Below are 25,987 nucleotides of genomic sequence, written 5' to 3'. Positions count from 1 at the left end.
TCCTTGAGTGGTCAGGGCCTGACAGATCCGCTCGACTGCGTAGCCGCACTCGCATTGCTGGTCGATGAACTCGGTGATTAGGTCCGGCGAGGGTCGAGCTCCCTTAGCTAAAGAAAATCGCTGACTGCCGGAGGATTTCGTTGCTCTCTTCCAGGTCCTTGACCTTGGCTTTGAGCGCTTTGATCTCGGCGAGTTCTTAACTGGCCGGTCCGGTGCGGTCCCCGGCGTCGACCTAGGCTTGGACGACCCACCGGCGCAGGGTCTCGGCGCCGATGCTCAGCTTGGGTGTAAGGTCTTGGCAGGCACCGTAGACCGATTTGTATCGGTCCAGCCGGTCCATGACGTAGGTGACTGCGCGGGCCTTGACTTCAGCGGTGTACTGCTTGGGCATGTGTTCCATTCTCTCAATAGAAAGCGGCAAGAAACCCGGGACGATTCAAACCGACGTGCACGTGCCGCCCACGAATCCAAATTGAGGTCGCTGCTTCTAATTGCCCGCAGGTACGGAACATTCGCATTCATGAACAAATCATCTCAATTAATGAAACATCTTCTATTAAGACGCCACTAGGCTCACAATCCATACGTTGCGAGTCGCCTCACTAGTCACCCTTCATACCGGCATAGGAACCTTGAAAGTTCAAGCGATCACGGTTCTCGCGGCTGTATCTCGCAACTCGCTTCGAAGAAGATCGTCGTACCTGTCATTTACGCGACACTCTCGAAAGTCGGACGAGGAGTCATTCGATTACTCCACAACATTAAACTCGCTGGGGAGTATCACGAATATACATGCTTCTGGTTCTCATTCGAATGCTATTTTCTAGGCACTACGGGAGCTGAACCTTCCTCCTCCCCATTGCACGCCGCGGCGCATCACCCACTGTTCACAGGGTTGAATGCTGCCGCGGCGTGTTCCTTTACAGACCAATTCTTTCTCGAGGTCTACCGCAAAGGCGGCTTCCCTGGTGATCGGCCGGAATGCATTGGCCAGCACCTCGCAATCACACCAGCCGCCGAGCAGCATGATCTTCTTTTCCAGCGCCGTCGCCCGCGGCGCGCTCAGGTCTCGATAATTCTTCAGGGCCCGCAAGTCCCCGTAGCAGGGGTTGTTGCTGCCCACCCGATACAGGTAGCAGGGCAGGCATTCATGATCCACAGGATCCGGCAGTTCGACCATCGTCTTCTCCTTGAGAGTGCTTCGGTTGAAGTCCACCTTCTGTCCGCCATCGGGCAGTCCACCGAATCGGTGCGCCAGTTGGGGAAAACTCGAGCGTCGCGTTTACGACATCGCTGTCGTAAAACAGCCTGATTCCCTGATGAGTCCGCCTGAAGTTTCTGTGTCATCATTCAATTACGATCACCCTCCCTATCAGAAGGTCCCTGCGCTACATGGATGCCGACTCCCTGCTTTTAATCTCGCAGCAGCTCGCCTCGCTGGCCGATGATCTACGCCACCGACCGGGCAACGGCGCCACCCCTGCCAAAGAGATCGAAGGGCTGTCACTGCGGTTGATCCACACCCGCCGGGACCTGATCGACACCTTCAACGATATGCAGGACCGGGCCGTGTATTCGATTGATGCGTTGGACTGCGGAGCGCACTCCAACAATTCGGAAGCCCAGTCCCGCTCCCAACCCGCAGCGCTCAAGCGCGGCGTTCGATTCCGGGTAGTGTACGACCCGCTGGTTTTCGAACACGAGGAATTCACCCGGGCCATGCTTGAGGCGGTCCGCCAGGGAGAGCAGGCACGGGTCTCCACCAACGTCACCACGCGCATCTTGATCCGCGACCGTGAAGAGTTCATCATCCATTCCACTCCGCACTCCGGTGCCGAACATCTGGCGGTGCAGATGACCTCACCGGTGCTTGCACCGTTTATCAACGATGCCTTCGCCAAGGTCTGGGACAACGCACTGCAGGTGAGCAACCGCAAGTTTGAATCCGGCACCCTGCTTGAAGACGACGAAGTGCAGATCCTCAGGCTGCTCGCCGCCGGGCAGAAGGACGAATCGGTGGCCCGCGCCCTGGGCGTGAGCGTGCGTACAGTGCAGCGCAAGATCCAGAATCTGCAGCGCAACTTCGGAGCTGCAAGCCGCTTCCAGCTCGGAGCAATCAGCGCACAGCACCTGATCGTGGAAAACTAAGCGCAGTTCACGACGTGTCGGTTTTACGACAGCACTTTTGTACTCCGAGGCGGCGCCGGACATGAAAAGCTTGGGGTGCAGGTTCCTTATTTGAACCTGCATCCAGCAAGTTCATACGTGTCAAAGGAGCACCAGCAACATGAGTGCAGAACTGCCCAAGTCCATGCCGGCACCGGTCACTGGGGAGAACGCCATCCCCCGCCTGGCAAACAGCCAGCCGTTTGTAGACTTCATGGCCACCGGATGGGCTTCGCCAGATCTGCCGGCACCGGTAGCCAAGGATGCAGCGGCAGCGGCGGCCGCCCACCGCGAAAGACTCTCTGCAGCCTTCGCCGGACAGGGCATCATGGTCTTCGCGGGTTCCGCACCGGTGCGCTCCAATGACTGCTACTACGAGTTCCGTGCGCACTCCGACTTCGTCTACCTAATCAACGCACAGATCGAGGACGCGGTGCTGCTGGGCCATCCGACCAGCGACGGCCACGATTTCGAGCTGTTCATGCCGGTGCCCTTCACCCCGGGCACCGCAGACTTCTTCTCCAACGCCATCCACGGCGAACTATGGGTAGGCCCAAGCCACAACACCGCCCAGTGGAGCGCGGCGCTGGGCATCCCTGTCCGCTCGATCACCGAACTCGACTCGGCGGTGCGCGCAGGCAGATTCGCCGCCGGCGGCGCCGCCCCGGCCTCCGCGCTGGCCAAGTTGAACGCCGCTGATTCTCCTGCCCTGCGCCGTGTGCTCTCGCAGCTGCGCATGGTCAAGGACGCCTGGGAGATCGGCCAGCTGCGCGCCTCGGTGGACCACACCGTGGAGGGGTTCCGCCAGGTGCTGGCGGCCATCCCGCAGTCCATCGCAGAAGGCGGCGAGCGCTGGCTGCAGGGCACCTTCGACCGCGTGGCCCGCACCTACGGCAACGGCCCGGGCTATGCGACGATCATCGGCGCAGGCATCCACGCACCGACCCTGCACTGGACCCGCTGCGACGGACCGGTGCGCGAAGACCAGCTGCTGCTCTTGGACATGGGCGTTGAGGAACGTTCCTGCTACACCGCGGATGTCACCCGCACCTTCCCGGTGGCGGGCTCCTTCTCCGAGTCCCAGCGCCTGGTGCACGACCTGGTGGAAAAATCGCACCGCGCGGGCCTCGCCACCCTGACCCCCGGCAACTCCTTCAGCGACTTCCACTTCGCCTGCATGGAGGTCATCGCCCAGGGTCTGCATGACTGGGACCTGCTGCCGGTCTCAGTTGATGAGGCGCTCTCCCCCGCCGGACAGCAGCACCGCCGCTGGCTGGTCTGCGGGGTGGGCCACCACCTGGGCCTGGATGTGCACGACTGCTCGCACTCCCACTACGAGGACTACCAGGGCGCGGCGCTGGAGGAGAACATGGTGCTCACCGTAGAGCCGGGCCTCTACTTCCACGCCCACGACCAGCTGGTCCCGCCGGAGCTGCGCGGCCTGGGCGTGCGCATCGAGGACGACCTGCTGATCACCGCCGACGGCTACGAGAACCTCTCGGAAGAACTGCCGCTGGATGCCACCGGCCTGCAGAACTGGATGAACCAGGCAATGGTCGGAGCCAACGCATGAGCACCTATACGCTGGCCAACGCGCTGGTCTTCGACGGCCAGGAATTCCTCGACGCCCCAACCAATATCACCGTCACCGACGGCGTGATCACCGCAGTCGGCGACCAGTCCGAGGGCACCGTCATCGAAGCCGCCGGACGCTGCGTCATGCCCGGACTGATCGACGCCCACTTCCACGCCTACGCCGTGGCGCTGCAGGGGATGGACAACGAGCTGGGTCCGCTGTCCTACTCTGCACTGGCAGGTTCACACCGGCTGGCCGATGCGCTGCGCCGCGGCTTCACCACCGTGCGCGACGTGGCCGGCGGAGACCTGGGTCTTGCCCGGGCCATCGATGAAAAGCTCTTCGCCTCCCCGCGCTACTACTTCACCGGGCCAGCTTTCAGCCAGACCGGCGGCCACGGCGACCCGCGCGAGGCGCACCTTGACTCCTGTTTCACCCACGGGCACATGTGCCGGATCGTCGACGGCTGTGACGCCCTGCGCGTTGCGGTGCGCGATGCCTTCCGCACAGGGGCGCACGCCATCAAGATCATGACCAGCGGCGGGGTCATCTCGCTGACCGACCCGTTGGAAATCCCTCAGTACTCCCCCGAGGAGATCCGCACCTTCACCTCCGAGGCCGCCCGCCGCGGCTCCTATGTCTGCGCGCACGCCTACTCGGTGCCTGCCATCCGCCACTCGGTTCAAAACGGGGTGCGCAGCATCGAGCACGGCAACCTGCTCGACGCAGACACCGCCAAGCTCATGGCCGATCATGACGCCTTCCTGGTCCCCACCCTTGCCGCCTATGCGGCCATGGATTCGCGCGGCGACGAACTCGGCCTGGCCGAGGTCTCGCAGCAGAAGAACCGGATCGTGCTCGAGCGCGGGCAGGAGGCTGTGCGCCACGCGCTTGCGGCCGGGGTCAAGGTGGGCTTCGGCAGCGACCTGATGGGCGAGCTGGGCGACGAGCAGCTGCATGGACTGGCCCTGCAGGCGGCCGCCTCCTCGGTGGCAGACACCCTGCACTCGGCCACCTGGGTCAATGCTCAGCTGATCGGCAACGACTCGATCGGCCAGCTGACCGCCGGCAAGCTGGCCGACCTGCTGGTCCTCGACGGGGATCCGCGCGAGAACCTTGACTATCTGGTCTCCGAGAACCAGCACCGCACGGTCATCCAGGCGGGCGCCGCGAGCATCGATGCGCTGAACCTGCTGGCAGGGGTGAAATGAACCCCACCCTGAACGACAGCTATACGGTGGCAGGCAGGCATTTTCGCGACTACTCGCTACAGGTGCCGTTGAACTGGGACACCCCCACCGGAGAGCACATCACCGTGTTCTATCGCGAGGTGGTCGCCGCCCACCGCCAACACGAAGAACTGCCGCTGATGATCTACCTGCAGGGCGGTCCCGGAGGGGCCGGGCCGCGCCCCCTCGGGGACACGGGCTGGCTGTCGGTAGCGCTCGAACGCTACCGCGTGATCCTCATGGACCAGCGCGGCACCGGCGCCTCCACCCCGGTGACCACACAGGTCATCGAGGGCTTCGACTCCGGTGAAGCGGGCGCGGCCTTCCTTGAGAATTTCCGCGCCGATTCGATCATCCGCGATGCGGAGGCCATCCGCATCCACGGCTACGATTCCAAGCCATGGGTCACCCTAGGCCAGAGCTACGGCGGGTTCTTGACGCTGACCTACCTCAGCTTCTTCCCTCAGGCGCTGGCCGGCTGCCTGATCACCGGCGGGCTGCCCAGCCTGAACCCCTGCGCCGCCTCGGTGTATGCGCGCACCATCCACCGGGTGCGGGCCAAGAACGAGAAGTTCTACCGGCTCTATCCCTCCGACCGCCAACGTGTAGCGAACCTTGTCCGCACCCTGTCCGAAGGCGAATACTTCCTGCCCGACGGCGACCGCTTCACGGTGCGCCGGCTGCAGTCGCTGGGCATCGATTTCGGCATGGGGCCTGGCTTCGAGCGCCTGCACTGGCTGCTTGAACTTACAGGGGACGGCACCGTCATCAGCAATGCCCTGCTGCAGGAAGTGCAGAACCGCACCAGCTTCGCTTCCAACCCGCTGTTCGCGGTGCTTCAGGAAGACATCTACGGCGACGGGGCCAACGGTGCAAGCCGTTTCGCGGCCCAGGCGGAGCTGGAGTTGCATCCGGAGTTCTCCCTGGAGGAGCAGCCGCTGCTGTTCACCGGGGAGATGATGTTCCGCTGGACCTTCGAGGAAACCAAGCTCCTGAGGCCCTTCCTGCCAGCGGTGGAACAGTTGGCCGCACGCCGCACCCACCGGAAGATCTACGACCGCGAACAGCTGGCCGCCAATCAGGTGCCGATCGCCGCCGCCGTCTACCACGACGACATGTATGTGGATGCCGGGCTGTCCCTGGACACCGCAACAAAGGTGGGAAACCTACATGCCTGGGTGACCAACGAGCATGAACACGACGGAATCAACGATCCATCTGTTCTGCGTCGCCTGCTGAAGAACCTGGATGCCGTTGGCGGTCCGCTGCAGGCCTGAGGCGTGATCTTTGCGGCCCCGATGAACGGCGGCTCGACCAAACTGGTCGGGCCGCCGTCTGCGTTGCGGCGGTCGAGTTTCGGCCGGACCTCGGCTAGGGGCCATGAGCCGCAAACGATTGAAGCCTGCAAGTTTCCACACATCATGCTTCATAGCGACCGGACGCGGGACACGGGCGTAACTGTGGAATGTAAAGGACAAAAATCAGCGAAGGACGCGATAGATGAGGTGGGTCTCGCTCGCGAAAGCCGAAGTTTTCATTCGTTCAAGTTCGATACGTTGACCCAAACCTGAAAAAAGTGAAATGCCATTGCCAAGCAACACGGGGACAATATCAAGGTGAAGCTCGTCGACCAGTCCAAGCAAAAGACACTGCCGCGAAATTTTCCCGCCCAACAAACTGACAAAACCGTCGCCTGCGTCCTGCTTGGCTGACTCAACAGCCCCTGCGATGTCATCAACGACAAATGTGTACGTGATGCCGTCGCGCTCCACCGGCGCCGTGGCTGTATGCGTCATCAGATATATCGGCACCTGAAGCATGCCGCCATAAGGGACCTCGCCGTCCTCAACCGTCTGCGTTTTGTTTGCACCGCCAACAATGGAGCCGATCTTACTCATAACAGAGGCAACGACTAAGTCGTCTTCGGGTGCGGCAGGACGTCCGAACATCCAATCCACACCACCGTCGGGATCAGCCATATAGCCATCCAGAGTGATGGTGGCATGCACAATCACCGTAGCCATAATTCATTCCATTCGTCAGGAGAAGAGGCATCGATAGGGTGACCCTATCCGCCAGGCCAACTGGCCTCGATAAGTGTCAGGACTTTCACAGGGATTCGGTCTGGAGAAAATAAATGACATGTCGACCTGTCAGAGAAGGAATGCCGAACGACCCTCCACCAGCCGGTTGCTGAACGAGGCAGCTCTTTGCTTCTCGGCAGTGGTACTCGACATTTGTCTGTATCTAGCAGATGAGAGTTCTCGGCATTGCCGATCGTTCGCCCCTCCCTTGAGAAAGCAAAGGCCCCGCTCCTCAAGCGATGTATTCGCTTGAGGAGCGGGGCATTAGTCAGCTAGCTAGCGGGTGGTTGCCTTCAGGCTCACCCCCGAGTAGACGTCGTTGGTGCTCAGGGAGATGTAGTTGTAGCCGCCCGGAGGGTTCGGGACGGTGATCGACTCGTTGTTTCCGGACTCGGTGGAGCGGTAGTTGTGGTTGTTCGGTCCTGCCCAGTTGCTGGGGCTGTAGAACAGGTCGGCGTTGCCGGTGCCGCCGCTCGTGTTGATCTGCAGTTCCGCGGTGCCCTCGGGAACGTAGATGTAGAAGTAGTTCAGGTTCTCCTTGGTGCCCGAAAGGTTCTTCGCGGTGCAGCCGGAGGTCAGCGCCTGGCCGGTGGTCTCCGGGCAGGTTTCGGGATCGGTGGGGTCGACCGGATCGGTAGGCACCGGCGGCTTGCAGTTGCCGGCCGCGCAGGTGTCGAGGAAGTTGGAGAACTCGGCGTCGTAGTTCGTGCCGATCGAGTTCTTCAGGTAGTTGCGGGATTCCTGCCACTTGCCTGTGCGGTAGTAGCTCAGGATGGTCTGCATTTGCTGCGGGTGCTTGTTCAGCATGAAGTTCACCGCGAGGTAGCCCCAGCGGTAGATGCGGTCCTGGCCGCTGTTCTCATAGGTGTTGTCGAAAATTTCGCTGAGCTTGTAGGTCTTCTGTGCAGCCAGCTGGTTCGCCGCGGTGTAGTCCTCGCCCCGGTAGCCGTAGTTCACGTACTCGGCGAAACCTTCAACCCACCAGATGGTGGGCACTGTCAGCCCCGCGCCGAAGTCTCCGTACATGTCGAAGCGGCCGTCGAGGTAGTGGGTGTATTCGTGGTTCAGGTTCCAGATGTGGAAGGTGGGCTTGAGCCACTCGGCCTCGTAGGCGATGAAGGCTGGTTCATTTCCCGCCTTGCTGGGGTCGCCTTCCAGATACATGCCGCCGTTATTGGTGTCGATGCCGAAGATGGCGCCAGCGTAGGTCTGGTAGTCGCTGCTGGAGGAGAAGACGTTCACATCGATTGTCGTGTTCACGTCATCGGCCACCGGGGTCTTGGTGCCGGCGGCCTTGTAGAAGTACTCGTCCTGTGCCTTGAGCGAGGTGCATGACTCGCCAAACTCGTCGGTGCTCACCGACTGGGTGTTGAAGTTGATACTCGGGCTGCATTCGCGGTTCTGGCTGAGCACCGCGGTGCGCAGCTTGTCCGACAGGTCGCAGGTGCCGTAGTCCGAACAGTTGCCCTCGTCGTAGTAGTTCACCATGTCCGCCAGACCCACCCAGAGCTTGGCGGTGTCTCCGGTCATCGAGGTGCGGGAGAGCAGGTCGATGACCTTTGGCTTGACCGTTGGCTTCAGCTGCTCATCTCCCAGGAAGCGGGCGAGTTCGCGGCCCGAGTTGGCGACCAGGAAGTCGCTTTCGGTGCCCATCAGATCGAGGTGGTCCACCGCGAACTTGTGCAGGGTGTCAAGGACCTGCGGGTTGGCGGCTACCGCCTCGGAGAAGCCGTCGAACTGGTGGCCGCGGAAGAGCACGGTGAAGACGTTGTTGGTGGCGTTGCGGAAGTTCCAGCTGGCCTCGCGCTCGGCGTTGAAGCCCTGGAGCAGGTCCACCAGGACGCTGAGGAAGCGGGCGTTGTTTTCAGATGAGTCGATCAGTGTGACGGCCTCGCCGAGCACCTGGGCGCTGTCCTCATTCAGGGCCTTGGATTTGGGGTTGGCGAAGAATTTCTCCAGGGCGTCACCCACCAGGGCCTTGAGCTCCGGACCGTAGCCGCCCACGGTGTCCGACTGGTAGAACTGCACGAAGTAGCCTGCGCGCAGGTAGAGCACCAGCTGCAGGGTGGAGGCCGAGTTGCTGCCGTCGTAGTTCGCCGCGTCGTCCATGAACGCCTGGGCGACGGTGAGCATGTCCGCCTGGTTGAACAGGTCCTTGGCGGTGGCTCCCGTGGCGTTGAACAGCGAGTTCACGCAGTTGAAGTCCGCCTCCTTGACGGCCTGAACCAGGCCCGAACCGCTCTGGTTCGCGATGGCACCCGAGTCGCAGGCCCCGGCGGCGCCCAGGGATGCCTCGGGGCCGGAGCTGCTCTTCTTGGACTTCAGCTGCTTCTTTTCCAGCTTCTGCTTGTCCTTCTGGCTCTTCTCAACCAGCTTCATGTCCACCAGAGGACGCGGCGCGTCCTTGTCCGAGAGCACCGGGTCAAGTTCCGGCGAGTACTCGCCCTGGATGAAGCTCGGGGCCTCAATGGACTGCGCCTTTTCGGAGCCTTGGTCGGCAGTCGGCTTTTCGGCCAGCGCCGGTGCGATGCCGCTGGTGAGCGACAGCCCCAGAACGGCAATTGACACCGCTGCGGCGATGCGCCGCGCCGGTGCGGATGATGACAAACCCTGCATTGAGTTCCTCTTTCATAGATTCACTTCCGTAAATGCGACGTGCATCACGGCCCCATGACGTTGAACGCTAGGGCACGGCAACTGGCCCCTGCAATGGTTTTTGAGCAATTGACGAGACCCCGTCAGCGACGTCGGGTTTACGCCGCGCAATCTTTCGCCAACACCTCCCAGTAACAGTGCAATGGCACTAACCTTGATTTCGACCACCCTTTTGTGACCCAACCCACATACCACGGAGGACCCAATGACACCGCAAAAACGCCTACTGGCACCGCTCTCGCTGTTCGCAGCTTCCGCCCTGCTGCTTTCGGGCTGCGCCATCGAATCGGGCAATAGCTCCCAGCCCACCGGCGAAGCCCAGGTCGGCGGCACCCTGAAGGTCGGCAGCAACGGCGACAACGACCATCTTGACCCGGCGCTGATCACCTACGTGCCGACCCAGAACTTTGTGCGCGCCACCAACCGCCAGCTGCTGAACTACGAGTCCTCCACCGATGAGAACACCCGCATCCAAGTCAAGGCAGACCTTGCCGAAGAAGTGCCGGAAGCCACCAACGACGGCAAGACCTACACCTTCACGATCAAGGAAGGAGCCAACTGGGACACCCCAGATGGCCCACGCCAGATCGTCGCCGACGACGTGGTGCGCGGCTTCAAGCGCCTGTGCAACCCCTACCGCTCCAGCCCGCTGCTGGGCTACTTCCAGTCGCTGCTGACTGGCATGGACGAGTACTGCGCGGGCTTCGCCAAGGTCAAGCCGCTGCCCAAGCCGATGGCCGAGTACATCAACTCCGCCAAGCTTCCCGGCGTGCGCGCGGTAGACGAGCGCACCGTCGAGTTCAACCTCAACGTCCCTGCCGGCGACTTCCTCTACATGCTGACCCTTGCCACTGCCAGCCCAGCTCCGGAAGAAGTCCTAGACTACCTGCCAGACTCCCCCGAGTACCGCAAGAATTTCATCTCCTCGGGCCCCTACACCGTGGGCGAATACACCGCCGACAAGTCGCTGAAGCTGGTGCGCAACGACGCATGGAAGCCTGAAACCGACACCCTGCGCCATGCCTACGTCGACTCCATCGAGATGACCATGGGACTGAGCGCCGATGCAGTCACCCAGCAGATGCAGGCAGGCACCCTCGACATGTCATTCGACACCGGCCTGGCGCCGTCGGTAGCAGCGCAGATGGCAGCCACCAAGGACCCGAACTTCTCCACCATGAATTCCGGCGCGGTCAACCCCTTCCTGTGGATCAACGAAGATTCCCCGAGCAACGGCGGCGCCCTAGCGGATAAAAAGGTCCGCGAGGCCATCCAGTACGCCACTGACAAGGCTTCGGTAGTTCAGACGCTGGGCGGAGACTCGGTAGCCAAGGTCCAGAACGGTATCTTCGGCCCCGGCGTGCTCGGCTTCCACGACTTCGACCTGTATCCAACCCCTGACCACAAGGGCGATCCTGAAAAGGCAAAGCAGCTGCTGGCTGAGGCCGGCTACCCTCAGGGCATCACCCTGAAGATGCCATACCGCAACAAGGACATCGAACCTCAGATTGCCCAGACCCTGCAGGCAGGCTTTGAAAAGGCTAGCATCAAGATCGAGCTGATCCCCGTCAGCCCCACCGACTACTACACCAAGTACCTGACCAACCACGAGAGCACCAAGGCCGGCAAGTGGGATATCGCGCCGATGGGGTGGAGCCCGGACTGGCAGGGCGGAGCAGCCCGCTCGGTGTTCCAGCCGCTATACACCTACAACGGCACCGAGAACACCTTCAACCTGACCGATTACGACAACAAGGAAGCCGACAAGCTGGCAGCCCAGGCGGTTCAGGAATCGGATCAGGCGAAGGCCCAGAAGCTGTGGGAGCAGGTAGATGAGACTGTCATGGGCGACTCCATCGTCGTGCCGGTGGCAGCCCCCACCTCCCGCCTCTACCACTCCAAGCGCGTGCAGAACTTCCAGCCCTACGCCATGGCCACCCAGGGCGACTGGACCAACGTTTGGCTGCAGGACTAGTCATGGCGCTGCTTGAAGTCAAAAACCTCAGCGTTTCCTTCCCCACCGCCGACGGCACCCTGCATGTGGTGCGCGATGTCAGCTTCACGGTTGAAGCAGGCGACTTCTTTGGGATCGTCGGTGAATCCGGCTCCGGCAAATCAGTGCTGGTGCAGGCGATCATGGGGCTGGTCCCCGGTGCCAAGCTCACCGGCCAGGCGCTGTTCAACGGGCGGAACCTGATCGGGCTGCCCGCCGAAGAGCTGCGCAGGCTGCGCGGGGCGAAGATCAGCATGATTTTCCAGGACCCGCTCTCCTCCCTGCATCCGCAGTACACCGTGGGAAGCCAGCTCATGGAGGCCATCACCACCCACCGCAAGGTGTCCAAATCCGAGGCCCGCTCCCGCGCCATCGCCATGATGCGCAAGGTGGGCATCAAGGACGCAGAACGCCGGGCTGAAAGCTACCCGCATCAGTTCTCCGGCGGCATGCGCCAGCGCATCATGATCGCCATGGCGCTGCTGCTTGAACCCGAGCTGGTCATTGCCGACGAGCCGACCACCGCGCTTGACTCCACGGTGCAGGCGCAGATCCTGGACCTGCTTAGCTCCATGCAGCGGGAACTGAACACCACCGTCATCATGATCTCCCACGACCTCTCGGTGGTCTCAAAGGTGGCGAACCAGATGATGGTGCTCTATGCGGGTACCTGTATGGAGCGTGGGGCAGCCAACGAGGTGTTCACCAACCCCTCACACCCGTACACCGCCAGGCTGCTGGCTGCCACGCCCTCGGAGCAGAATACCGAACACCGGTTGCGGCCGATCGAGGGTTCGCTACCCAGCCTGTTGATCCCGCCCACGGGCTGCGCCTTTGCACCGCGCTGTGAACTTGCCACCGAGCAGTGCCACACCCAGCTGCCGCCGCTGGCCGAACACCGTGAGGGCAGGCTCGCCGCCTGCTTCTACCCCGACACCGAGCTAGCCCAGCCGGAACCTGTGCTCGCACGCACCGAGGCCAAGGCAGCGGGCGCCGCGCCGATCATCGACGCGAAGGGCATCGAGCTCTCCTTCACCGCAGGTTCCTGGCCGCACAAACGCCAGGTACAGGTGCTCAAGGGCGTCGACCTGCAGCTATTCCCGGGAGAAACCCTGGGGCTGGTGGGAGAATCCGGCTGCGGCAAATCCACCCTGGTCCGTGTGATCGCGGGCCTGCTGCAGCCGCAGAGCGGGGACGTGTTGATCGAGGGGGAAGAGCTCGGGAAACCGAACTCCGAATCCTGGCGGCAGGCCCGCCACCTGGTGCAGATGGTCTTCCAGGACCCCTTCGGATCGCTGAATCCCAAGCGCCGCGTAGGCTCGATCATCGCCGACCCGTTCATGATCCACACGGACCTGCGCGGCGAGCAGCTCAAGTCGCGGGTCTGCGAGTTGATGGACCTGGTGGGCCTGAACCCGGAGCACTACAACCGCTTCCCCTCTGAATTCTCCGGCGGGCAGCGCCAGCGCATTGGGATCGCCCGGGCGCTGGCCCTGAAGCCCAAGGTGGTGCTCTTCGACGAGCCGGTCTCCGCGCTGGACGTGTCGGTGCAGGCGCAGATCCTGAACCTGATCTCAGATCTGCAACGCGAACTGGGTCTGAGCTACATCTTCATCTCCCATGACCTGTCGGTGGTGCGGCATATTTCAGACCGGGTGGCGGTGATGGACCGCGGCCGGATCATCGAGCTTGCCACGGCGCAGGAACTCTACGAGAACCCGCAGACCGATTTTACCAAGACCCTGCTGGCCGCCAGCGCAAGGAGCTGATCATGAGCGCTCAAACACTGAGCACCGCCGCGGCCGACGCCCCGACGGTGAAGCAGCGCAGTTCGCTGCGCATGACCGTCGACTACCTGCTTAAGGACCGTGCCTCGCTGCTCGCCGCCTGTTTCCTGGCGCTGCTGGTGCTGTTCGCGCTGGCGGCCCCGGTGCTAGCTGGCATCACCGGACATCCGCCCAACGACCAGTTCCGCGACACCGGGCTGACCCCGGCCGGCATCCCGGTGGGCCCGAGCGCCGAGTTCTGGCTGGGCGCGGACCAGTTGGGCCGCGACGTGCTGGTCCGCCTTGCCTATGGCGCGCGAGTCTCGTTGATCGTCGGCGTGGTGGCATCCATGGCCGCGGCAGCCATCGGCATCATGGTGGGCATGATCGCCGGCTACTTTGGGGGCAAGGTGGATACGGTGCTCAGCCGCTGCATCGACCTTGTGATGTCGGTACCTTTCCTGCTCGCTGCCCTGGCGCTGGTTTCGGTGCTGGGCGCGAGCCTACCGCTGACCGTTGCGGTGATCGTCTTCTTCTCCTGGACCTCGCTGGCCCGGGTGATCCGCGGACAGGTCATCGCCCTGCGCCAACGCGAATTCGTGGAGGCGGCCCGCAGCCTTGGCGCCGGGCACTGGGGGATCATCTTCCGTGACGTCCTGCCGAACCTGGCGGCCCCGATCATCATCTACACCACCTTGATGATCCCCAGCTCCATCGTTTTCGAGGCGACCCTGTCATTCCTGGGCATGGGTGTCGTCCCGCCGGATGCCAGCTGGGGCGGCATGCTCGCCGAAGCCGCTGGCAATTCGATCTACCTCACCGCATGGTGGCTGGTGCTCTTCCCGGGCCTGGCCCTGCTGCTGACCACCCTCGCGTTCAACGTCCTGGGCGACGGGCTGCGCGACGCACTGGATCCGCGCACGCGTAGAAAGGCAAAGTAAGCATGTTCTTCTTCCTTCTCAAGCGCCTCGGCTTTGGGCTGCTGGTGCTGTTGATGCTCAGCCTGTTCGTGTTCCTGCTCTTCTTCGTGGCCCCAGGCGACCCTGCCCGGGCGATCGCCGGAGACAAGGCCACCGAGGAGCTGCTGGTGCAGATCCGCGACACCCTCGGCTTGAACCAGCCGTTGTACCAGCAGTACCTCGACTTCGCTTCCCGGCTGCTGCACGGGGACCTGGGCTACTCCTACCGTTCCCAGCAGCCAGTCACCGAGCTGATCTTCGACAGGCTTCCGGTAACCATGTCTTTGGTAGCCGGGGCGATGGTGTTGTGGCTGCTGATCGGCATCCCGGTGGGCGTCGCCTCCGCCCGCCGCCCGGGAAGCCTGCGCGATCGGCTCGGCCAGGGCTTTGCCATGACGGGCATCAGCTTCCCGACCTTCGTGCTGGGCATGATCCTGCTCTACACGCTGTACTCGCTGCCGGCCAAGGCAGGCTTCCTGCTTTTCCCGCCCAGCGGATACATTGAGCTGGCCCAGAGTCCGGTCCAGTGGGCCTGGCACCTGATCCTGCCGTGGATCACCCTGGCCCTAGTCACCGCGGCGGTCTACGCACGGCTGACCCGTGCGCAGATGCTGGAGGTGCTCGGCGAGGACTACATCCGCACCGCCCGCGCCAAGGGCGTGCGCGAGCATTCGGTGATCTACAAGCACGCATTCCGCAGCGCCATGACACCGCTGGTCACCCAGCTGGGCATCGACATCGGCGTGATGCTCGGCGGCGTAATCGTCATCGAGCAAGTCTTCGGCCTGGCGGGTGTCGGAGCGCTGGCGGTGCAGGCGGTCCAGACCCAGGACCGTCCGGTGATCATCGGGGTGGTGCTGCTCGGCGGGCTGTTCGTCGCGGTGGCCAACATCCTGGTGGACATCGCCTACACCCGGCTGGATGCGCGCGTGCGCACCGCCTAGGCAATCAAACCGGCGCGGCGGCGCGGGCGGCCCCACAAGGGCCGTCCGCGCCGCCGCATTTGCCTGCTGGATCAGTGCGCGTCCGGACGGTAGTGCTCGGGGAGGAACCCGTAGCCGATGAATCGCGGCATAAAGCGCCGGATCAACGGGGAGAACAGCCGCAGAAGACCAACGAGCGGTCGGGGCGCTACGCGCTCGCCTTTAGCGCTGGTGACGCGGGCGATCGCCCGATGCCCTAACTGCTGCAGGCGCTGCATCTTCTTCACCGGTCGTTCGCGGCGTTGCTGCAGCTGTGCAAGGATTTCCCCCGGTGCCCTTCCCCGGGCCAGCTCGTGGGAGATGACATTGCTCAACGCCACCGCGTCTTGAATGGCGTAGTTGATCCCGACCCCAAACATGGGTGACATCGCATGGACCGCATCGCCGATGGCGATGAAGCCGGGTTTGCTCCAGTGTTCCAGGTGGTTGATCTGCACCGACAGTAATTTAATCTGCTCCCAGCTCTGCAGCGTGTGCACTACATCAGTCAGGTGCGGCACAGCGGCGGCGATCCCCGCACGGAACGATTCGATCCCTTGGGCCTGCACCAGCTCAAAGTGCCCCTTGGGTATGACCATTCCTGCCTGATAATAGTCGCCACGGTCAAGGGTCAGCACCATACCCTTGGTGGAGATGTACCCCAGCGTGGCAGGTGGTGGATCCTGCGGCTTGGGCAGATGGAACCAGAGCACGTCGATCGGAGCGCCCGAATCAACGGGAGTCAGCCCTGCCTTTTCACGAAGGATGGAGCTTCGTCCATCCGCAGCGACGGTAAGCGTTGCCCGAATCTGCGTCGTCAGCCCCCGCGCATTGGATGCTCGAACACCGACGACTTTCCCCGACTCAACGATAAGGTCGGTAGCCGTGGTGCTCATTTGCAGATCAAACCCATCGAGCTTTTCGCCCTCTGCGGCAAGAAAATTCAAGAAGTCCCACTGCGGGGCAAAGACCAGAAAGTTCTCTGGCTTTTTCAGCTTCGAGAAATCAGCCAGGGTGAATCTGCTCCCGTCGATGACAGCATCCATTGTCGTGACTCGAGACAGCGGAAGTTCAAGGAATCGATCCACGACGCCAAGCTCCCGCAGCAGCCCGATGGTCGACGGGTGGATGGTGTCTCCGCGAAAATCGCGGAGGAAATCTTCGTGTTTCTCCAGCACGGAGACCTTCAGCCCGGCACGGGCAAGAAGGTAGCCCAGAACCATCCCGGCCGGGCCTCCCCCAGCAATCACGCAGTCCTTCTCAAGGATCAGGTCTTGATTCGCCATACCATTCCTCACTTGGTATCTCGATGACTCCACCGATAGTGCCCTTCGCTTCAACCCTATGATCGACAGCCATATTCTCAGAGCAACCCAGCTGCAATTTAGGTAGGAAAAATCATCACTCGAACTTCATTGGCAGTGATCTCACGTGGACTATGCACGACGTCCCCCGACGCCTGGGTCAGTGGAGTTTCAAAAATTATTCAGCAAATCCCAATCCAAAGTGCTTCATGCCCCGAACACCTGATGACAGTCCAAGCTTCACGGTTTGGAAACCCGACTGACCCCAAGGGTCGCGAGGCAGGGAGATCGACGTGAAAAGCACGCAACGCAAAATGGTAGGGCTTCTTTCGATTGCAGCGGTGGCCGCTTTCGGTTTGAGCGCTTGCTCGATGGACAGTTCCACCGATTCCATGCAAAACAGTGAATCGCCAATGTCAGAGATGGCGCCAAGCAGCTCATCAATGTCTGAAGGATCGATGATGGCTTCCGAGTCGGCAATGGATCCGTCTACCGATCTGGTCGGCGACGGTTGTGCCGCCTATGCCAAGGCCGTTCCCGAAGGCGCCGGTTCCGTAGCCGGCATGGCCAAGGACCCGGTGGCCGTCGCAGCCTCCAATAATCCACTGCTGACCACCTTGACCAAGGCGGTCTCAGGAGAACTGAATAAGGATGTCGACCTTGTCGACACGTTGAACGGCGATCAGTTCACCGTTTTCGCACCGGTCGACGATGCATTCAAAGCCGTCCCCGAGAAAGATTTGAAGTCTGTCACCGAGAATTCCGACATGCTGACTAAGGTGCTGACCTACCATGTCGTGCCAGGTCAGATCTCGCCCGAGGATTTGAAAGGCGACCTGAAAACCGTGGAGGGCGACTCGGTGAAGATCAGCGGCAGCGGCGACGACCTCATGGTCAACGATGCGAAGGTCATTTGCGGCGGAGTGCAGACCGCAAACGCCACCGTGTATCTGGTAGATGCGGTGTTAATGCCGCCGAAGTAGCCGCACAGCAGCAGAACTCAAAGATGCTGGGGCATGAGCTGTCGGAGCCAACGGCTGCTCATGCCCTGCATCTGTTTGCTCGGCCAGAAGAACTATTATCCGAGTTCGCTGAACTCAGCGAGTGATCCCAGATAGTGTGAGACCCTTGAGCCTATGATTCCGAATCGATCAAGCGAACCTTCCGCGGGTTCCATGACAGCGGAGGATCTTTTAATTCAGGTTGCCCAGTCGGACGCAGAGGCCTTCGTGCAGCTATACGATCGTCTTGCCCCCAGGGTTTTTGGATTGGTCCGACATCTGCTGCGCGATGAAGCCCAAAGCGAAGAAGTCACCCAGGAAATATTCGTCGAGGCCTGGCAGTACGCTGCTCGCTTCGATCCTGAGCGTTCTTCGGCTGTCACCTGGCTATTGACCATTGCGCACCGTCGCGCCGTCGACCGAATTCGTTCAAGTCAGGCCAGCCGGGAACGCGACCTTAAAATCGGTGTGCAAAACTTCCAAGAAAGCTACGACGGTTTGGAAGATCACGTGGTTCTCTTGGATGAGAGCCACCGTATGATCAAAGCCATGGGCCAACTCACTGAACCGCAGCGCAACGCTATTTACCTTGCCTATTTCAGTGGACTCACGCATTTCGAAATCGCCGAGCACCTGGAATTACCAGTGGGAACCGTTAAGACCCGAATACGTGACGGGATGAAGAAATTACGAGATCTGATGGGAGTCGCGTGATGGATAAAAATGAGCATGAACTATTGAGCAGTTTCGCCCTGAACGCGCTGAGCGATGCTGAACGTGAGCAGGTGTTGCGTATCGCCTCCACCAGCGATCCGGCCCGTCAGGAAATCGAGGACCTTCAGGAAACTGCCGCCCATCTGAGCCTTGCCGCCCCTGCAGTGCAGCCCCCTGAACGGCTCAAGGCAAGCATCATGGACGCAATTCGGAACGTGGAGCAACTTCCGGCGGTCACCTCAGAGCGGTCTGACTCTGTGGCCGCAACATCAATTACGCCCTCAGCCAACGCAGAAAAACACAACTCAACATCAAAGGCATCAAGCGGGAATTCACAGAAGTTCTTTGCCCTGGCTGCAGGCGTCTTGCTCCTTGCCGCCGGCGCGTTGGGTGCTGTCGCCTGGAATCTCAACATGCAGCACAAGGAACTCGACGCTCAGATGCAGACCATGAGCAATGAACGAGACGACATGATGCAGATCATGAGTGCTCCTGATATGAAGTCCAAATCCCAAACCCTCGAAGAAGGCGGAACGGTGAGGATCACGTATTCTGCTGATTCGGGGCTCATGGCAGTGTCGACCGCCGATATGCCAGAACTTCCCGAAGGTGAAGCCTATGAACTGTGGCTGATCTCCGAAAAGGGAGCAACCTCTGCAGGCATGATCGATGGTTCAGATACAACGGGGACAATGATGGTCACCGATCCAATGCAGGATGCCACACATTTCGGCATCACCGTTGAGCCTGCCTCTGGCTCGAAGGCCCCGACGACCCAGCCGATCATGATACAAACGCTGTAGACCGCTGGGAGCCACTCAGGATAACTACTCGCTGATCGATCCAATCCAAGCGCCAGATGGCTCCGAACAACTGTCATCCGGTGTTTAGGAATCAAGTCCGAACACGCAGCATCCAGCCGTGGGGGTTGAACAACATGGGCCAGGCAACAACCAAAAAATCCTTATACCCATGGATGTACCCGCTCGCGGGTATCTGTTCCGCCTTCGTCCTTTTTTCTACTGCCCAGGCGGTGTCTGCGTTCTTCGGCACCGCGTCGGCACCCCTTGTCGCTCTGGGCTCGACGATCATTGACTTCACCCCAGCGTGGGTCAAAGACCAAGCCATCAGCCTTTTCGGCACCAATGACAAACTCTTTTTGTTCGTCGTATTGTCTCTGGTCGCTGCACTTCTTGCAGCCGTCGTCGGTCTAGTCGCAAAGCGTAGTCTGGCAGCTGGCATGGCTCTGGTTCTGGTGTTGGCAGCAATTCTGAGCGCCGCAGTTATGAGCCGTTCGGCAACAACAGCGCAAGACCTGATCCCAACGGTCATCGGAACAATTTTGGGGCTCGGCACTCTCAAGTTTCTGACAGGTCTTGCCGCTCGAAACGCGCCGACATCGGAGGATCGTTCAGCTGACAGCGCCGTTTCCCGCAGACAATTCATGCTCGGGGCTGCCGGGTCTGTGGCCATAGGGCTGCTTGCGATTGGAGCCACACAAGCACTTCGCGGAGCCCGCAAGGTGGCTGAGACGGCGCGATCCGCGCTGGGACTGCCCCCTGCGAAAGTGAAGGCTGCTCCGCTGCCCAGCGGTGCTGACCTGAACGTTCCCGGCGTCTCACGATTCATCACGCCCAACAATGACTTTTACCGCATCGATACTGCGCTTTCGGTTCCGAACATCGATCCCGAGCAGTGGACGCTTCGAATCCACGGCATGGTCGAAGAAGAGTTCTCGCTGAATTTTAATGAGCTGCTGGGCATGGATCTTGTGGAGCACTATCTGACGTTGACGTGCGTTTCGAACCCAGTGGGCGGCGACCTGATAGGCAACGCCAAGTGGTTGGGCTACCCGATCAGAGAATTGCTGGCGCGGGCCAAGCCCCTCCCCGGAGCCGACATGGTGCTCTCAACTTCCATTGACGGTTTCAGCGCCTCCACACCGCTTGAAGTGCTCACCGATGATCGTGAAGCACTCTTGGCTATTGGCATGAACGACGAGCCGCTGCCGCTGGAACATGGGTTTCCCGTGCGAATGGTGGTGCCGGGGCTCTACGGCTACGTCTCGGCCACCAAATGGGTCGTCGATCTTGAGGTGACGAGGTTCCAAGACAAGACCGCGTATTGGACCACCCGAGGCTGGTCGGAAAAGGGGCCGATCAAGATGTCCTCGCGCATAGAAACTCCACGCTCCTTCGCCAAACTTCCGTCAGGTACCGTCGTCTTCGGCGGAACAGCATGGTCACAGCATGTCGGGATCTCCAAGGTTGAAATCAGCATCGACGACGGTCCATGGCAGGAGGCCGACCTGTCCACCGATGTCTCGGCCGATACCTGGCGCCAATGGCGCTACGAGTGGAACGGCGCGACCCCGGGCAATCACACAGCGACGGTTCGGGCGACAAATAGCCAAGGCGAGCTCCAAACCGACGTTCCCGCGGCGCCGGCTCCCAATGGATCCTCCGGATGGCATCGGCTTCAGTTCAGCGTTGAATAACTCTGGAAAACATATCTTGCTCCGCGTCCTTCCATCGCCAGGGCTGTGAGGCCGATAATTTTCACCGTCCCGACAATCTCAATCTTTCGTTGATCTCTTTGACGGCTCTGCGGCCCGAAGCCAACGGGAGTTGGCGGCCAGCCATGACAGCGACGGCGCTGGCTGCCTAAACCCCTACCCAATTATTCCAACTCATGGTTATACTAATCCTGTTACCTCGACCACCATGTTCTGGAGCACCTCACCATGTTCAAGAAATCCCTCACGCGTATTGCCGTTTCGGCAGCCGCTTTCGCCCTCACCGCTGGCGGCCTGACCGCCGTGGCATTACCTGCTCAGGCCAATTACAGCTATCTCTACCCCACTGATTACAAGACGTACAGTACATGCAACACCAAACGCCTCACCATGAATTCTTCCTTTACCAGGGCAAGCCAGTGCTTTATCTTCTACGACACTGACCGCAATGGAAATCGCGTCGGACCAAATGTTTGGAAATTCTCCGTGACAGTCAGGACTTACTAAGCGGTACGCCTTGACCGCACTCCGGGCCGTCCCAAGTGAAGTTATTGCTGATTCATCTTGGATGGCACCACCACCCACCAAGAGAACAGCTCTCCACCGCCTGCTGGAGAGCTGTTCTCTTATTGCTTCGCTTCAACGAATCCGACGCGGAACGACAATGCCGAAAGTTTTCCGTTCGATCCGCGAATTAAATATTCGCGTGCTACCGGCGCTGACCGTTCAGCAGCTGAGCACCTGCGGCGCCATCTTGCAGGGCTGCAGGCAACAGGTTCTGTGGGAAGCCTTGATAGGCGACCGGGCGCAGGAAACGGGTAATTGCAGCGGTTCCCACCGAGGTGGAGTTGGCGACGGTGGACGCCGGGTAGGGCCCGCCGTGCTGCTGGGCATAAGTGACCGAGACGCCGGTGGGCCACTGGTTCCACAGCACGCGGCCCGCCTTGTTCTGCAGAATGAACAGCAGCTGCGCCACGTTGTCGCCGTCTGCGCCGCAGATCGTTGCGGTGAGCTGTCCGGAGAAGGAGCGGGCGATCTCCAATAACTGTGCTTCGTCCTTGTAGGTCACGACCAGAGCGGCAGGGCCGAAGCATTCTTCCTGCAGGGCCTGCGGGTCGGCCAGCAGCTGTTCGCCGGTGGTGACCAGCAATGTCGGCTGGATCTGGTCATTGCCGGCCTCTGGATGCTGGGCCAGAACCTCAACGCCGTCGTGGCTCTTCAGCTCTGCCAAGGTCTGCAGGTAGCCGGCTTCGATCCGATCGTTGAGCAACTTGTGAACCGCTGGCAGGTCCTTGGAGGCGAGAATCTGAGTGAACTTGGAGTCCTCGGGAACCACCAGTGTGCCCGGCTTGGTACAGAACTGGCCGGCGCCCATGGTGAAGGAGCCGATGAACTGGTCGACGATGCTTTCGGCATTATTCGCCGCCGCTGCATTGGTGACGAAGACCGGGTTGTTGCTGCCCAGCTCGCCGAAGAACGGAATCGGCTCCGGGCGGGCGTTGGCCTTATCGAAGAGGGCGCGGCCTCCGGGGATCGACCCGGTGAATCCAGCGGCCTTGATCCGCGGATCTTCAATGGCGGCGCCGCCCGAGGCGGTGCCGAAGATGACCGAGAAGATTCCTTCGGGCGCCCCGGCTTCCTCCAGCGCTGCGGCGAAGATGGAGGCGGTGGCCTGCGACAGCTTCGGGTGGCCCGAGTGCGCCTTGAGCACGACGGCGTTGCCCGCGGCCAGGGCGGAGGCGGTGTCGCCGCCCGCGACCGAGAAGGCGAAGGGGAAATTGCTGGCGGCGAAGACCAGCACCGGGCCCACCGGGATCAGGATCCTTCGCAGATCCGGACGGGCGGCGCCCATGGGCCACTGCGCATCCGCGTGGTCCACCCGGGCATCGAAGCAGGCACCGTCGCGGATGGTTTCGCCGAATAATTCCAGCTGGAATGCGGTGCGCTTCAGCTCCCCGCGCAGCCGGGCCTCGGGAAGGTTGGTTTCCTCGATGGCCAGGGCCACCAGCGCATCGGAGGCGGCTTCCAGGGCAGCGGCGGCGTGCTCGATGATCCTTGCGCGCTCGGCAGCAGGGGTCTGCGCCCACTGCTCGCTGGCCTGCTGGGCGCCGTCGAGGATCTGCTCCAGCTGCGCGGCTGAGGTCTGTTCAATGGTGGTCTGTGGCATGGTGCTACTCCTTCGGTGAGTCTTCGAGGTCTGCGATCTCGCCCAGGGGAACAGGGATCGAGACGGGTCGTTTGTAGGTGTTGGCCACGGAGTGGGCAAAGCGTTCGTGCTTGTCGCCGCCGGTGGCAAGGCAGGAGGCGGCGTAGCCGCAGACCCTTCCCTGGCACCAGCCCATGCCCGCGCGGGTGGTGGATTTGATGCTGCGGGCATCGACTGCCTTGAGCTCGTCGCGGGCCTGGATGATTTCCCCGGCGGTGACCTCCTCGCAGCGGCACACCACGGTATCCGCTTCCAGGTTCTCGCCCCAGTAGTCGGGCACCGGGTGGGCCTGGTGCATGGCGCGGGCAAAGGCGCGGTGGCGAGAGATGGTCTTCAGCTCCTTGGCCACCTCGCTTCGCTGCGGGGCCTGCCCGGCGTGCAAAGCGGCGCGGTATCCCGCGACCGTGCCTTCCGCGACGGCGAGCGCAGCTCCCCCGATGCCGGTCACTTCTCCGGCGGCGAGGATGTTGGCTCCGCTGGTTAGTTGGAACTCGTCCACGTCTGCCACCAGGGATCCGTCCACATCTACGTGGGTTGCCACGCCGAAGGCGGTGAGCAGTTCCAGCTGCGTGGTGAACCCGAAGCCCAGACCCACGCAGTCGACGTTCTCGATGCGTTCTTCGCTTCCGGCAATGATCTTCCCCGTCTTGTCGGTGCGGGCAATGCTGACGGCTTCCACGGTGTCGGTGCCGTGGATCTTGGTGATCACGGTGCGGCGCTTGTAGGGGATGCGGTGGCGCAGCAGGTCCCAGGCATATTCTGCGCCCTCGATGCCCTTGGCGGGGACGGCCAGCGGGGCGGTGGGGTGCTTGAGCCATCCGCTCAGGTCGGCCGATTCGCAGATGGCCGCCACGGTGCCGCCGGCATGGGCAACATTGCTGGCCACTGGCAGCAGGAAGGGCCCGGTGCCTGCGAGCACCACCTTCTGGCCCGCGAGTACCCCCTGTCCCTTGATCAGCGCCTGCACGGCCCCGGCGGTCATGACCCCGGGAAGATCCCAACCGGGGATGGGGATCTGCCGGTCGTAGGCGCCGGTGGCCACCACCAGCCGGTCGACGCTCAGGGCGGCGACCTGTGCCTGCGCTCCGGCGGCGGTGGCGCTGGTCAGCTGCAGGGTGATGCGCCCATCTTCCTGCTGCTGCGCCATCCACACCTGGGTGTTGGGCAGGTGGGTCAGGGTTCCTTCGGCGAGGCCCTGATCAAAGGCTGCGCGCAGCAACAGGTAGGTGGACCAGTCGTGGTGTCCGGTGGAGTCCGTCGGCGCCCCGGGCTGCTCCAATCGGTGGCGCCAGTATTGGCCTCCGGGCTGGTCGTTGGCGTCGATGCAGGTCACCTGCGCGCCGTGGGCCAGGGCGTTGGCTACCGCCGCCAGCCCCGCGGGTCCGGCGCCGATGACTGCCACATGAATTATGGGGCTCATGGGCGCTCCTTGGCGGTCTGAGTGTCTACCTGCTGGCCTTCGCTCGCCCGCACCATGCAGGCGCGCTGGTTCGGCTGACCGTCGACGGTGACCAGGCAGTCGAAGCAGGCGCCGATGCCGCAGAACAGCCCGCGGGGGCGTTCGTTCTTGCGGGTGCTGCGCCAAGCGGTGATGCCGTGGGCGATCATGGCACCCGCCACGGTGGTGCCGGCCTCGACGGTGAGCTGGGCGTCGTCGATGTTCAGGGTGATGGGATGCTGCACTGGCTTCACGACTCCTGGTTCACTAACGGCTGGTTGGAAAATCGGTGGGGTGCAAAGGGGCTGAGGTCGAGATCGGTGGTTGTGCCTACCAGCGCCTGGGCCAGCAGCTTTCCGGTGCCCACCGACAAGCCGATGCCCGCTCCCTCATGCCCCGCTGCGTGCCACAGGCCCGGGGCGCGTTCGTCGTGGCCGATCACCGGCAGGTGGTCCGGGCAGTAGGGGCGGAAGCCGTGGTAGTGGCGCAGGATCTTGACATCGCGCAGGAAGGGGAAGAGGTTGATAGCGTTGTTCGCCATTGCTTTGAGTGCCTCAAGGTTCACCGAGCCGTCGAAGCCCACGCGTTCGCGGCTGGAGCCGATCAGGATGGAGCCGGCGGGGGTGCCCTCCACCACCGGGGAGCTTTGCAGGCCCGCATCGGAGCTGCCGACGTTGTCCACATATTCGGCGGCGTAGACCTTGTGGAAGATTTTCGGCGGCAGCGGTTCGGTGACCATGACGAAGCCCTTGCGCGGGTTCACCGGCACCTGCACGTCGGCCAGTTCGGCGATGTTCGAGGCCCAGGTTCCGGTGGCGTTCACGATGTTGTCTGCGGCGAAGTGACCGGCGGTGGTGTGCACCCCAGCCACCCGTCCGCGCTCCCTGCGCAGCGCGGTGACCTGGGCGTTGGGAACGAATCGAGCTCCCGCATCGCAGGCAAGGCGTAGCAGCCAGGAGGCTGCGAGCATCGGCTGGACCTGGCTGTCCTGCGGGTAGTAGGCGGCGGCCAGCGCCTCGGGGCTGATGTGCGGTTCGGCGTCTAGCAGTTGGTCGCGGTCAAGGATTTCGGCGGTGACTCCGTTGCTGCGCTGGGCGGCGGTCAGACGGTCCAGCGAGGTTATGGAAGATTCTCTGGAGGCGACCACCAGGCCGCCCTTGGCTTCGAATTCCCACAGCTGCGCGAATTCCGCCAGGTCGTTCTTCCAGACCCCCAGTGAGTACTGTGAGAGCTCAAGCTCCGGGCCCAGTTCCTTATCGGACAGCAGGATGTTTCCCTCGCACTTGGAGCTGGTGCCGGAGGCCGGGCCTGCCCGGTCCACCACCGTGACGCTCAGCCCCTGCCGGGCCGCGAAGTAGGCGATGGCGCTGCCGATGATTCCTGCGCCGATGACTAGAACGTCACTGCCTTGTGCCATTC

At 62.0% G+C, this 25,987-nt stretch carries 23 protein-coding genes; 13 read left to right on the top strand and 10 right to left on the bottom strand.

The window, feature by feature from the left end; genetic code table 11:
• Window positions 1-232: 232 nt before the first annotated feature.
• Together RUH64_RS01665 and RUH64_RS01660 are read right to left on the bottom strand one after the other, a co-directional pair.
• Window positions 233-391 carry a hypothetical protein gene (locus RUH64_RS01665; protein WP_313810805.1) on the bottom strand — a complete coding sequence of 53 codons (159 nt, stop codon included), beginning with the start codon at window positions 389-391 and terminating at the stop codon, window positions 233-235.
• Window positions 392-823: 432 nt separating this feature from the next.
• A complete protein-coding gene (locus RUH64_RS01660) occupies window positions 824-1,180 on the bottom strand; it encodes a DUF2695 domain-containing protein (protein WP_313810803.1) in 357 nt (118 codons plus the stop codon).
• Window positions 1,181-1,392: 212 nt separating this feature from the next.
• On the opposite strand from RUH64_RS01660, the gene RUH64_RS01655 reads away from it, so the two are divergent.
• From RUH64_RS01655 to RUH64_RS01640, 4 genes are all read left to right on the top strand, one after another.
• On the top strand, window positions 1,393-2,148 hold the full coding sequence (locus RUH64_RS01655) for a helix-turn-helix transcriptional regulator (RefSeq protein ID WP_313810801.1): 756 nt from the start codon (window positions 1,393-1,395) through the stop codon (window positions 2,146-2,148).
• Window positions 2,149-2,287: 139 nt separating this feature from the next.
• Window positions 2,288-3,739: an aminopeptidase P family protein gene (locus tag RUH64_RS01650; RefSeq protein ID WP_313810799.1), complete on the top strand. Its 1,452-nt coding sequence runs from the start codon at window positions 2,288-2,290 to the stop codon at window positions 3,737-3,739.
• Window positions 3,736-4,953 carry an amidohydrolase family protein gene (locus RUH64_RS01645; RefSeq protein ID WP_313810798.1) on the top strand — a complete coding sequence of 406 codons (1,218 nt, stop codon included), beginning with the start codon at window positions 3,736-3,738 and terminating at the stop codon, window positions 4,951-4,953. The genes RUH64_RS01650 and RUH64_RS01645 overlap by 4 nt, the downstream gene beginning before the upstream one ends.
• Entirely contained in the window at window positions 4,950-6,248 is a 1,299-nt protein-coding gene (locus RUH64_RS01640) for an alpha/beta fold hydrolase (protein WP_313810796.1), read from the top strand. The genes RUH64_RS01645 and RUH64_RS01640 overlap by 4 nt, the downstream gene beginning before the upstream one ends.
• Window positions 6,249-6,452: 204 nt before the next feature.
• Here the strand turns inward: RUH64_RS01640 and RUH64_RS01635 are convergent, their stop codons facing one another.
• Window positions 6,453-6,995, bottom strand: coding sequence for a dihydrofolate reductase family protein (locus RUH64_RS01635; RefSeq protein ID WP_313810794.1), 543 nt, complete (start codon window positions 6,993-6,995; stop codon window positions 6,453-6,455).
• Window positions 6,996-7,331: 336 nt separating this feature from the next.
• Window positions 7,332-9,671 carry a M9 family metallopeptidase gene (locus RUH64_RS01630; RefSeq protein ID WP_313810792.1) on the bottom strand — a complete coding sequence of 780 codons (2,340 nt, stop codon included), beginning with the start codon at window positions 9,669-9,671 and terminating at the stop codon, window positions 7,332-7,334.
• 244 nt (window positions 9,672-9,915) lie between these two features.
• Between RUH64_RS01630 and RUH64_RS01625 the strand changes: the two genes are divergently transcribed.
• The 4 genes from RUH64_RS01625 to RUH64_RS01610 are packed head-to-tail and all read left to right on the top strand — an operon-like array spanning window position 9,916 to window position 15,372.
• Window positions 9,916-11,685, top strand: a complete 1,770-nt coding sequence (locus RUH64_RS01625; protein ID WP_313810790.1) for an ABC transporter substrate-binding protein — start codon at window positions 9,916-9,918, stop codon at window positions 11,683-11,685.
• A 2-nt stretch (window positions 11,686-11,687) separates the two neighbouring features.
• On the top strand, window positions 11,688-13,472 hold the full coding sequence (locus RUH64_RS01620; protein WP_313810789.1) for an ABC transporter ATP-binding protein: 1,785 nt from the start codon (window positions 11,688-11,690) through the stop codon (window positions 13,470-13,472).
• A 2-nt stretch (window positions 13,473-13,474) separates the two neighbouring features.
• Window positions 13,475-14,410: an ABC transporter permease gene (locus RUH64_RS01615; protein WP_313810788.1), complete on the top strand. Its 936-nt coding sequence runs from the start codon at window positions 13,475-13,477 to the stop codon at window positions 14,408-14,410.
• A 2-nt stretch (window positions 14,411-14,412) separates the two neighbouring features.
• Window positions 14,413-15,372: an ABC transporter permease gene (locus RUH64_RS01610; protein ID WP_313810787.1), complete on the top strand. Its 960-nt coding sequence runs from the start codon at window positions 14,413-14,415 to the stop codon at window positions 15,370-15,372.
• 71 nt (window positions 15,373-15,443) lie between these two features.
• Here the strand turns inward: RUH64_RS01610 and RUH64_RS01605 are convergent, their stop codons facing one another.
• Together RUH64_RS01605 and RUH64_RS01600 are read right to left on the bottom strand one after the other, a co-directional pair.
• On the bottom strand, window positions 15,444-16,676 hold the full coding sequence (locus RUH64_RS01605) for an FAD-dependent oxidoreductase (protein WP_313810786.1): 1,233 nt from the start codon (window positions 16,674-16,676) through the stop codon (window positions 15,444-15,446).
• A 196-nt stretch (window positions 16,677-16,872) separates the two neighbouring features.
• Window positions 16,873-17,088, bottom strand: coding sequence for a hypothetical protein (locus RUH64_RS01600; protein WP_313810879.1), 216 nt, complete (start codon window positions 17,086-17,088; stop codon window positions 16,873-16,875).
• Between RUH64_RS01600 and RUH64_RS01595 the strand changes: the two genes are divergently transcribed.
• The 5 genes from RUH64_RS01595 to RUH64_RS01575 all read left to right on the top strand — a co-directional run bounded on the left by RUH64_RS01595 (window position 16,988) and on the right by RUH64_RS01575 (window position 21,431).
• Window positions 16,988-17,677, top strand: coding sequence for a fasciclin domain-containing protein (locus RUH64_RS01595; RefSeq protein ID WP_396275967.1), 690 nt, complete (start codon window positions 16,988-16,990; stop codon window positions 17,675-17,677). The two genes, RUH64_RS01600 and RUH64_RS01595, sit on opposite strands and share 101 nt — an antisense overlap.
• A 153-nt stretch (window positions 17,678-17,830) precedes the next feature.
• Window positions 17,831-18,409: an ECF RNA polymerase sigma factor SigK gene (gene sigK / locus RUH64_RS01590; RefSeq protein WP_313810785.1), complete on the top strand. Its 579-nt coding sequence runs from the start codon at window positions 17,831-17,833 to the stop codon at window positions 18,407-18,409.
• Window positions 18,409-19,212: an anti-sigma factor gene (locus tag RUH64_RS01585; protein ID WP_313810784.1), complete on the top strand. Its 804-nt coding sequence runs from the start codon at window positions 18,409-18,411 to the stop codon at window positions 19,210-19,212. Before sigK ends, RUH64_RS01585 begins: the two co-directional genes overlap by 1 nt.
• A gap of 134 nt (window positions 19,213-19,346) precedes the next feature.
• A complete protein-coding gene (locus RUH64_RS01580) occupies window positions 19,347-20,906 on the top strand; it encodes a molybdopterin-dependent oxidoreductase (protein ID WP_313810783.1) in 1,560 nt (519 codons plus the stop codon).
• A 246-nt stretch (window positions 20,907-21,152) separates the two neighbouring features.
• Window positions 21,153-21,431, top strand: a complete 279-nt coding sequence (locus RUH64_RS01575; RefSeq protein WP_313810782.1) for a hypothetical protein — start codon at window positions 21,153-21,155, stop codon at window positions 21,429-21,431.
• A gap of 202 nt (window positions 21,432-21,633) precedes the next feature.
• Here RUH64_RS01575 and RUH64_RS01570 read toward each other — a convergent pair whose 3' ends face one another.
• From RUH64_RS01570 to RUH64_RS01555, 4 genes are read right to left on the bottom strand one after another with little or no spacing between them, the layout of a single operon-like run.
• A complete protein-coding gene (locus RUH64_RS01570; RefSeq protein WP_313810781.1) occupies window positions 21,634-23,091 on the bottom strand; it encodes an aldehyde dehydrogenase (NADP(+)) in 1,458 nt (485 codons plus the stop codon).
• Between the two features lie 4 nt (window positions 23,092-23,095).
• Window positions 23,096-24,550, bottom strand: a complete 1,455-nt coding sequence (locus RUH64_RS01565) for an FAD-dependent oxidoreductase (RefSeq protein ID WP_313810780.1) — start codon at window positions 24,548-24,550, stop codon at window positions 23,096-23,098.
• Window positions 24,547-24,822, bottom strand: a complete 276-nt coding sequence (locus tag RUH64_RS01560; protein WP_313810778.1) for a (2Fe-2S)-binding protein — start codon at window positions 24,820-24,822, stop codon at window positions 24,547-24,549. Before RUH64_RS01560 ends, RUH64_RS01565 begins: the two co-directional genes overlap by 4 nt.
• Window positions 24,819-25,985 (bottom strand): FAD-dependent oxidoreductase, encoded by a 1,167-nt coding sequence (locus RUH64_RS01555; RefSeq protein ID WP_313810776.1) that lies wholly within the window; start codon window positions 25,983-25,985, stop codon window positions 24,819-24,821. The genes RUH64_RS01560 and RUH64_RS01555 overlap by 4 nt, the downstream gene beginning before the upstream one ends.
• Window positions 25,986-25,987: the final 2 nt, after the last annotated feature.

The sequence above is a fragment of the Glutamicibacter sp. genome (assembly GCF_032154645.1).
Taxonomy (GTDB): domain Bacteria; phylum Actinomycetota; class Actinomycetes; order Actinomycetales; family Micrococcaceae; genus Glutamicibacter.
This window is presented reverse-complemented; position numbering and strand designations above follow the sequence as displayed.